The sequence below is a fragment of the Cryobacterium sp. RTC2.1 genome (assembly GCF_035018685.1).
In the GTDB taxonomy this organism is placed as follows: Bacteria; Actinomycetota; Actinomycetes; order Actinomycetales; family Microbacteriaceae; genus Cryobacterium; species Cryobacterium glucosi.
In genome coordinates this window covers 1-7,928 of the sequence record NZ_JASJXJ010000165.1, presented here as the reverse complement: position 1 = coordinate 7,928, position 7,928 = coordinate 1, and the positions used below count along the sequence as shown (strand labels likewise).

11 protein-coding genes are annotated in these 7,928 nt (G+C 67.7%); 4 read left to right on the top strand and 7 right to left on the bottom strand.

Annotation, left to right across the window (positions count from 1 at the left end; genetic code table 11):
• Window positions 1-321: hypothetical protein (locus tag QN357_RS16195; protein WP_323505193.1), on the top strand; the 321-nt coding region annotated here is incomplete at its 5' end.
• Complete coding sequence (locus tag QN357_RS16190; protein ID WP_255454590.1) at window positions 318-443, top strand: hypothetical protein; 126 nt, start codon at window positions 318-320, stop codon at window positions 441-443. The genes QN357_RS16195 and QN357_RS16190, both read left to right, overlap by 4 nt.
• Window positions 444-784: 341 nt before the next feature.
• On the opposite strand, the gene QN357_RS16185 is transcribed toward QN357_RS16190, so the two are convergent.
• Window positions 785-1,048, bottom strand: a complete 264-nt coding sequence (locus QN357_RS16185) for a toxin-antitoxin system YwqK family antitoxin (protein WP_198413362.1) — start codon at window positions 1,046-1,048, stop codon at window positions 785-787.
• 164 nt (window positions 1,049-1,212) lie between these two features.
• Between QN357_RS16185 and QN357_RS16180 the strand changes: the two genes are divergently transcribed.
• Window positions 1,213-1,890 (top strand): CG0192-related protein, encoded by a 678-nt coding sequence (locus QN357_RS16180; protein ID WP_322140828.1) that lies wholly within the window; start codon window positions 1,213-1,215, stop codon window positions 1,888-1,890.
• 148 nt (window positions 1,891-2,038) lie between these two features.
• The gene (locus QN357_RS16175) at window positions 2,039-2,245 is read left to right on the top strand and encodes a hypothetical protein (protein WP_134449470.1); all 207 of its coding nucleotides are present in this window, start codon (window positions 2,039-2,041) and stop codon (window positions 2,243-2,245) included.
• A 16-nt stretch (window positions 2,246-2,261) separates the two neighbouring features.
• Here QN357_RS16175 and QN357_RS16170 read toward each other — a convergent pair whose 3' ends face one another.
• From QN357_RS16170 to QN357_RS16145, 6 genes are all read right to left on the bottom strand, one after another.
• Complete coding sequence (locus tag QN357_RS16170) at window positions 2,262-3,326, bottom strand: thioredoxin domain-containing protein (RefSeq protein WP_322135776.1); 1,065 nt, start codon at window positions 3,324-3,326, stop codon at window positions 2,262-2,264.
• 42 nt (window positions 3,327-3,368) lie between these two features.
• Window positions 3,369-3,809 (bottom strand): transcription antitermination factor NusB, encoded by a 441-nt coding sequence (gene nusB, locus QN357_RS16165; protein WP_134559877.1) that lies wholly within the window; start codon window positions 3,807-3,809, stop codon window positions 3,369-3,371.
• On the bottom strand, window positions 3,809-4,369 hold the full coding sequence (gene efp, locus QN357_RS16160; protein WP_134449467.1) for an elongation factor P: 561 nt from the start codon (window positions 4,367-4,369) through the stop codon (window positions 3,809-3,811). Before efp ends, nusB begins: the two co-directional genes overlap by 1 nt.
• Before the next feature lie 182 nt (window positions 4,370-4,551).
• Entirely contained in the window at window positions 4,552-4,977 is a 426-nt protein-coding gene (locus tag QN357_RS16155; RefSeq protein WP_134449466.1) for a DUF779 domain-containing protein, read from the bottom strand.
• A gap of 132 nt (window positions 4,978-5,109) precedes the next feature.
• A complete protein-coding gene (locus tag QN357_RS16150; protein WP_134449465.1) occupies window positions 5,110-6,633 on the bottom strand; it encodes an aldehyde dehydrogenase family protein in 1,524 nt (507 codons plus the stop codon).
• Between the two features lie 80 nt (window positions 6,634-6,713).
• Window positions 6,714-7,928 (bottom strand): GAF domain-containing protein (locus QN357_RS16145; RefSeq protein WP_323505192.1); only part of this gene is annotated, 1,215 nt, incomplete at its 5' end.

The following is a 7,928-nucleotide window of genomic DNA, read 5'->3' as shown; positions in this document are numbered from 1 at the left end:
GGCCGCGGCAACACCGCGTCGCCGAGCTTCGTGCGCCGCTTCACCTCCCGGGCCGACACCCGCGTCACCCGGGTGAGTACATCCCACGGGCCCGTGCAGCCCATCCGCCAGGCCAGACCCTCCCGGCCGAGCACCCGGGCCCTCCGGTCCACATCCGTCGCCGTGCTCACCCGGGCCGCATCCACCGTCCGACCGATCGCCTCCACGGTACTCAGCGCCGTCACCGCTTCTGTATCGCTGAGCAGCCCCACCGGGATCGCCGCCAGGGCGTCTGCGAGAACCGCCTGCGCCTCGGCGAGCCTTGCGACAGCATCCGCATGAACCGATGGCACCGACCCGGCCAGACCCTCCGCGCCCTCGAAACCCTCGGCAACCGCAACCGCAACCGCAACCGGATGGGCCGACTCGACACCAACGGTGGGTTGATCGCCCGCGGCCACTGAATCTTGGGCCTGCGGGGTGTGTGACTGGGGATCCGTAGCTCCTGCCATACCCCGATTCTACCCCGAATCGAACACGAATGCGAGACTTACTCACATAATTTTGCGCTTCATATTTCCACTTTCACACCTGAAGACGGTTGATTCTCCTGCCCATGGTTCCGAATTCAGGAGATCCGCCCGGGCGGGTAACTCGGGTCCGCGGACAAGTGCAGCCGATCCCACCCGGCCGCATGGAACTCCTGAGTTCGGGACGCTCACCGACGTGCGGAACATCGCGCAGCAGAGGTCCGAGATCCTGTCGGCCGGCTGCGGGAGGGCGCGGAATCGAGTCAGTGAGCGACTCAGCGGAAGCGGGTCTCCTTGACGAGGCTGCCGTCCCTGGCCCAGGTGCGCCAAACGCCGATCTGGCGGCCGCGGTCGAATTCTCCCGTACGCATCAGCGTGCCGTCTGTGCGGAACCACTCCCACTCGCCGTGGAGTTCGCCATCGAGGGTGCTCCCGCTCGCCTTGGTCTCACCAGTGGCATAGTGGTCGACCCGCGACGTGGGCGACGACGCGTGCAGACCGTCTGGTGCAGCGGACGACGGGATCGGCTCTGGATTCACGCCCCCAGTCTGCCAGCCGACGGCTCACGCCGACAGTGGCGGAGTGACCTCAACGCCGCCGACCAGTCGGCGACGTGCGGACGGATACGGACTTCCCGGCTGTTCTAGACGTCTCCGGCCTGACAGCCCTTTCTGCCAGGCGGACGTGCCCTACCATCGAGGTCATGGCACTCATCCACCGGGCCCAGCTTCGGCCGTCCAAGCTTGAACTCGTCGAACCCTGGCTGCGGATGCAGTCCTGGTTCGCCGGCGATCCCTCCGCCCCCCTGACGGCCGTCGCGGCATACCGTTTTGACGATCCGGCGGGTGAGGTCGGCATCGAAACGCTGCTCGTGCGTGCCGGCGACGGTCCGGTGCTCCAGGTGCCGCTGACGTATCGCGATGCGCCCCTCGAAGGCGGCGACGCCTGGTTGATCGGCACGATGGAACACTCGGTCCTGGGTCGTCGCTGGACATACGACGCCACCGGGGATCCCACCTACATCGCCGCGCTCGCAACGACCATCCACCGCGGCGGCACCCAGGCCGACGAGTTCGTCGACGTCGACGGGGACCTCGTCTTCCGGGAGTCCACGGCGACGGTCGCAGGCAGCGGGACCACGGATGCGTCCACCCCGGCACTGTCGTCGACGACAGCTCTCTCGACCAGGGACGAGCTCGGTTCGACCGTGGTCGAGGCCGGCTCCCTGCGCCTCGTCGTACTCAGGGTGCCCGGCAGCCCTACTGCGGAGACGAGCGTTCTCGCGGCCCGGACGCCCACCGGCGGCGTCCCGGAGCACCTCTCCGGCACCTGGGCCGATCAGCCGCGCTCACGGATCCTGGCCCTGGCCATCGCACTCTGACCTGCCCGCCTGACCTGCTCCGCCTGGACCACGCCGACACCGTCACCGGGTGTTCACCGAACAGAAGTTGCGGTCGGGCCCGGCACACGTCAGGATTGTCCCGCGGCAGGCATCCGCTGGCGAAAGCACGCACAGATGAAGGATTTGAATGGACCGGACGGACCTCGTTCAGTTGTTTTCCGTCGTGGACGCCGGCCCGGCGCGCTGGGAGGTCCGTCACGATGTGACCGATGAACTCGCGGGCATCCTCGAGCGCACGCCGCGCGGGTTCCTGCTGGTCAACGAAGACGGGCAGCGGATCGGCAGCTTCGACTCGATCGCGAGCGCCCTCGAAGGCCTCTACGCCGTCCTGTAGCCAGGCCGGATTGCGCTCAGGCGCCCGACGACCCCTCGGTCGTCGACTGGCCGGATCCTGAGCCAGAGTCGAGGAATGCCTCGAACTCACGGCTGTCGGTCAGTCGGCCCGGGTACTGCGCCCCGTCGACGAGCACGGTCGGCGTGCCCTGGATCGAATCGATCTCCGCTCCAGGGATGGGCCCGTTGAGGGCGGCATCGGTGTTGGCCTCCGACCACATCTGGTAGTCGCCCTGCGCGATGCAGCCGGAGATGTCCGTACCGGCCGGCGAAAGCGCAGCGAGTTCAGCGTCAGTGAGGCCCTGGGTGTTCTCCTGCGGCTGGTTCGCGAACAGGGCCGCGAGGTAGTCGAGGGTCGAGTCCGGAGCGAGTGTTGCGACGCAGGTGAGCGCGGAGGATGCCCTGCTCGAGTAGTACGTGCCCTGGGAGGCCTGGTCGAGGAAGGTCAGCGCGTGCAGGCGCAGTGTGATCGAGCCGTCATCGACGCGGCTCGCGAGCAGCGCTCCGTTGGTCGCCTCGAACTGGGCGCAGTACGGGCACATCGGGTCGATGTACTCGTCGACGATCTGGCTGCCGGTGCCGACGGACACGTAACCATCGTCGAAGTGGGCCGCGCCGAGCGTGCCACTCGGCAGGAGGCCCTGCGAGGCGTCCGGTTCGCTCGTCGCCGAGGTGACCGGCCCGCCGAAGCCGCCGTGCTGGGCCATGTTCAGGAAGACCCGACCGAAGGCCGCAGCGAACAGGATCGAGAGGACAATGAGGACGGCCGTGGACGCCAGTCCCACGTAGCCGATCACAAGACCCGCGATGGCGAGGCCGCGCCCCCGTTCACCGCGGCGTGCGATCTGGCCGAGCGCGATGTGCCCCGTGATCACGGCGACGAGGGACACGACGAACGCGGACACGAGAGAGACGATCGCGAGCGTGTTCGTGCGGGGCACCTGGGGGTACTCCTGCTGCCGGTAGTCCTGCTGCGGGTACGGCTGGAGCGAATCCTGATGCGGCGTTCCCTGCTCGGGGGACGCCGGCAGACCGGACTGGTCCGGGTAGGACGGGAACGGCTCTGGATTGTCGTTGCTCATGATCTTCCCCTGGACGAACGGTACGGGACGGTGCGGACGAGCCTAGGGTGCTGCGGGAGCAGCCGACGCCGGCGGGGCCGTCTGCGCGATCCTGCCGAGCAATCCGTTGACGAACCCGGCCGAATCATCCGTCGACAGGATCTTCGCGGCCTCGACGGCCTCATCGATCGCGACGGCGTGAGGAACGGCATCGTTGAACAGGATCTCCCAGATCCCGATCCGCAGGATGGCACGGTCGACGACCGGCATCCGCTTGAGCGTCCAGCCCTGCGAGTAGGTCTCGATGAGTTCGTCGATCTCCTCGCGGTGATCGACGACGCCGTCCACGATCTCGCGCGCGTACAGCCAGGAGGCCATCCGCGCGGGTTCGCTCGCGGCCCGCTGCGCCTCGGCGGCGAGCGATTCGGGAATCGTCGTCTGCCGCACGTCGGCGGCGTACAGGATGTCGAGCGCGCGCTTACGCGCCTTCGTTCGTGCGCTCACTAGTTGACGCGGCCGAGGTAGTCACCGGTGCGGGTGTCGACCTTGACTTTGGTGCCCTGTTCGAGGAACAGCGGGACCTGGATCTGGAACCCGGTCTCCACGGTGGCGGGCTTGGTGCCGCCGGTGGAGCGGTCGCCCTGCAGGCCAGGCTCCGTGTACGTGATTTCGAGCACGACGGATGCCGGCAGCTCGACATACAGCGGGTTGCCGTTGTGGAGGGCGATGGTGACGTTCTGGTTCTCAAGGAGGAAGTTCGAGGCCTCGCCGACGACGACGTTGGAGACGGTGAGCTGGTCGAAGTCGGAGACGTCCATGAAGACGTAGGAGTCGCCGTCCGCGTACAGGTACTGGAAGTCCTGGCGGTCGACGTTCTCGGTCTCGATCTTGGCTCCGGCGTTGAAGGTGCGGTCGACGGTCTTGCCCGTGACGACGTTCTTCAGTTTGGTGCGAACGAAAGCGCCGCCCTTGCCCGGCTTGACGTGCTGGAAGTCGGTGACGGCCCAAAGCTGGCCGTCCATGTTGAGGACGACGCCATTTCGGATATCGGCGGTTGATGCCATGGAAAGCGTTTCCGTTCATTCAGTTCAGTTAGGAAGGTGCGCGGCCGAATCGGCCTCAAACGAGTGTAGTTGCCCGGAGGCTGAGAGCCAAAGGCGCGCCAACGGGCACTCCGCAGGTTCGGCCACCCCCTGTCGCGAGTCACGAACGACCGGGGATGGGCACGACCTTCCCGAACGAGCCCTCAGCCGAAGCTTTCCATCAGGCGGGACCGGATCAGGAAACGCACGCCGCGCGGAGCCTCGAGGGAGAAGCCGCTGCCCCGGCCGGGGACGAGGTCGACCGTCAGGAACGTGTGGCTCCAGTATTCGAACTGTTCCGCCGACATCCAGAAGTCGACGGCCTGGGCCGTTTCACCGGCCGGCGCGATGTCGAGCCGGCCCAGCAGCACGTCGCGGTCCGAGGTGATGAACTCCCCGGCCGGGAAACACATCGGCGAACTGCCGTCGCAGCATCCGCCCGACTGGTGGAACATCAGCGGTCCGAACTCGGCCCAGAGCTCGCGCAGGGTGTCGACGGCGGCCGGCGTGAACTCGACGCGCGGCGTGGTCTCCCCCGGAACCGTGACGGAGGCGATGACCGTGGTTGTTGAGGGCGCTGCTGGCGACATTGCCTGGCCTTTCATCGTTCGATTCACGCTCGATGGTCATCGGGCGGGATGTGCACCAACGGTAGTCGAGCTGCGGGACGGCCGAAAGGGGCCACCGGTCGATACCGGCGGCCCCCTTCGGCACGATGCCGTTTAGAAGAAGCCGAGGGGCTTCTCCGAGTAGGACACGAGCAGGTTCTTGGTCTGCTGGTAGTGCCCGAGGGCGAGCTTGTTGTTCTCGCGGCCGATGCCAGAGCTCTTGTACCCGCCGAACGCGGCGCCGGCAGGGTAGTGGTGGTAGTTGTTCACCCACACCCGGCCGGCGTGGATGTCGCGCCCGGCCCGGTATGCCACGTTGCCGTTCCGGGACCAGACGCCCGCGCCGAGCCCGTAGAGGTTGTCGTTGGCGATCGAAATGGCGTCCTCGTAGTCGGAGAAGCTCGTGACCGCGAGGACCGGCCCGAAGATCTCCTCCTGGAAGATGCGCATCTTGTTGTTGCCCTCGAAGATGGTCGGCTGCACGTAATAGCCGCCGCTCAGGTCACCGCCGAGGTCGACACGCTCACCGCCGAGGGCGAGACGGGCGCCCTCCTGCTTGCCGATGTCGATGTAGGACAGGATCTTCTCGAGCTGGTCGTTGCTCGCCTGGGCCCCGACCTGGGTGTCGGTGTCGAGCGGGTTGCCCTGGATCGCCTTGCGGGTGCGCTCAATGGCGCTGCCGAGGAAGCTCTCGTAGATCGGCTTCTGCAGGAGCGCCCGGCTCGGTGCCGTGCAGACCTCGCCCTGGTTGAAGGCGAAGAGCACAAAACCTTCCTGGGCCTTGTCGTAGAAGCTGTCCTGCTCCTGGGCGACGTCGCTGAAGAAGATGTTCGCGCTCTTGCCGCCGAGTTCGACCGTGGCAGGGATGATGTTGGCGCTCGCGTACTGCAGGATGAGGCGGCCCGTCGTGGTCTCGCCTGTGAACGCGATCTTGCGGATCCGCGGGGAGGACGCAAGCGGCTTGCCCGCCTCGAGGCCGAACCCGTTGACGATGTTGAGCACGCCGGGCGGCAGGATGTCGCCGATCAGTTCGATCAGCACCATGATCGACACCGGGGTCTGCTCCGCCGGCTTCATCACGATCGCGTTCCCTGCCGCGAGGGCGGGGGCGAGCTTCCAGACGGCCATCAGGATGGGGAAGTTCCACGGGATGATCTGGCCGACGACGCCGAGCGGCTCGTGGAACTGGTACGAGACGGTGTCGTTGTCGAGTTCGGCGTGGTCGCCGTCCTGCGAGCGGATCGCAGCAGCGAAGTAGCGGAAGTGGTCGCTCGCGAGCGGCAGGTCGGCGTTCAGCGGTTCGCGGATCGGCTTGCCGTTGTCCCAGGTCTCTGCGACGGCGAGCAGTTCCTTGTTCGCGTCGATGACGTCGGCGATCTTGTTGAGCACGGCGGCGCGTTCCGTCGCCGTCGTCTTGCCCCAGGCCGGCGCGGCCCGGTGGGCGGCGTCGAGCGCGAGTTCGATGTCCTCCGCCGTTCCGCGGGCGACCTCGGCGAACGGCTTCCCGTTCACCGGAGAGATGTCTTCGAAGTACTGGCCCTTGACGGGCTTGACCCAGCCCCCGTTGATCCAGTTCTCATAGCGGGGCTTGAAGGTGACTTTGGCGCCCGGGGTCCCGGGGTTGGCATAGACGGTCATTTCTCTCCTCGTCGACGACGTTGTCGGTGGGGTCCGCCTGCTGCGGACCTGGCCCGAGCGTACGCGGAGGGACCGTTGCGTCAGGGTTGCGGGAGGTTGCGCCCGCCACCCGGGGCGCCGGTTTCGGCGAGGTCCGCCTCGATCTTCGCGAGGCGAGCGACGACGGATGCCCGTTTCGGCGACCGGGGCGGCAGCAGTTCCAGGCACGCGCGCCAGACCTCCTCGTCCCAGGCCGCCTCGTCGCTGCGGGCGTACTCGAGGAGCAGGTCGGGGCTCGCGTCGCTCAGCAGCGCCTGCCGCAGCCGGGAACTGATCTCCGAGCGGATCTCGACGATGCCGGGGGCGACGGAGGCGGGCAGCAGCGGCCCGCGGTAGGTGCCGAGCGCCACCCGGTGGGCGCCACGTTCGAGTAGGGCGAGCACGCGTTGCGCATCCAGCTCGACCGGCGAACCGAGACGGTACGGCCGGGAGGCGATCGAGATGGGCGGGGCCGTCCCGTCGAGGACCTTCCGCAAGCGAACCATCTCCGCGCGCAGGTTGTCGACGGAGTTCGACTGGTCGCTCAGCAGCTGGGAGAGCCGGTCGGCGGTGAGGCCGTCCCGGTACCAGGCGAGCAGGGTCAGGATCTCGGCGTGCCGCGGACTCAGTTCGAAGGACCGGAGGCCGTTCTCGAGGAACCCGGTGTCGCGCCCGAGCACGGACACCCGCGCATTCGTCGGGCGTCTCTGGGTCGTGGGCGGCGGCGCCTGCGTGAATCCGGCGACACGCACGATCGCGCGATCGCGCGGGCCTCCGTGCCCTGGTCCGTTGTCGTTTCGATCGCGGAGCCGCTGGATGCGCAGTTCGGCCTCCATCGCCCAGGCCGCGGCCTCGACGAGCGGAAGGGTCTGCGGACCTACGGCGTCGTCCCCTCCCGTGACGTCGATGACGCCCAGGATGACGCCGGAATCGGGGTCGTGGATGGGCACGGCCGTGCAGCTCCACGAGTGCGCCAGCCGGTTGAAGTGCTCCGCCCGCTGGATCTGGATTCCGTGATCGAGCGCGAGCGCCGTCCCAGGGGCGCTCGTCCCGACCCGGCGTTCCGACCAGTCGGCTCCCTCGACGAACAGCATGCCCTCCGCCTGGCGCCGCACGGTGCGGTCGCCGTCGATCCAGAGCAGCCTGCCCGACTCGTCTCCGATGGCGACGATGAGACCGGACTCGAGCGAATGCCGGATCAGGAGGTTCTGGACGACAGGAAGCACCGCGGAGAGCGGATGCCGGTCGCGCAGCTCCCTGAGCGCGTCGGACGACAG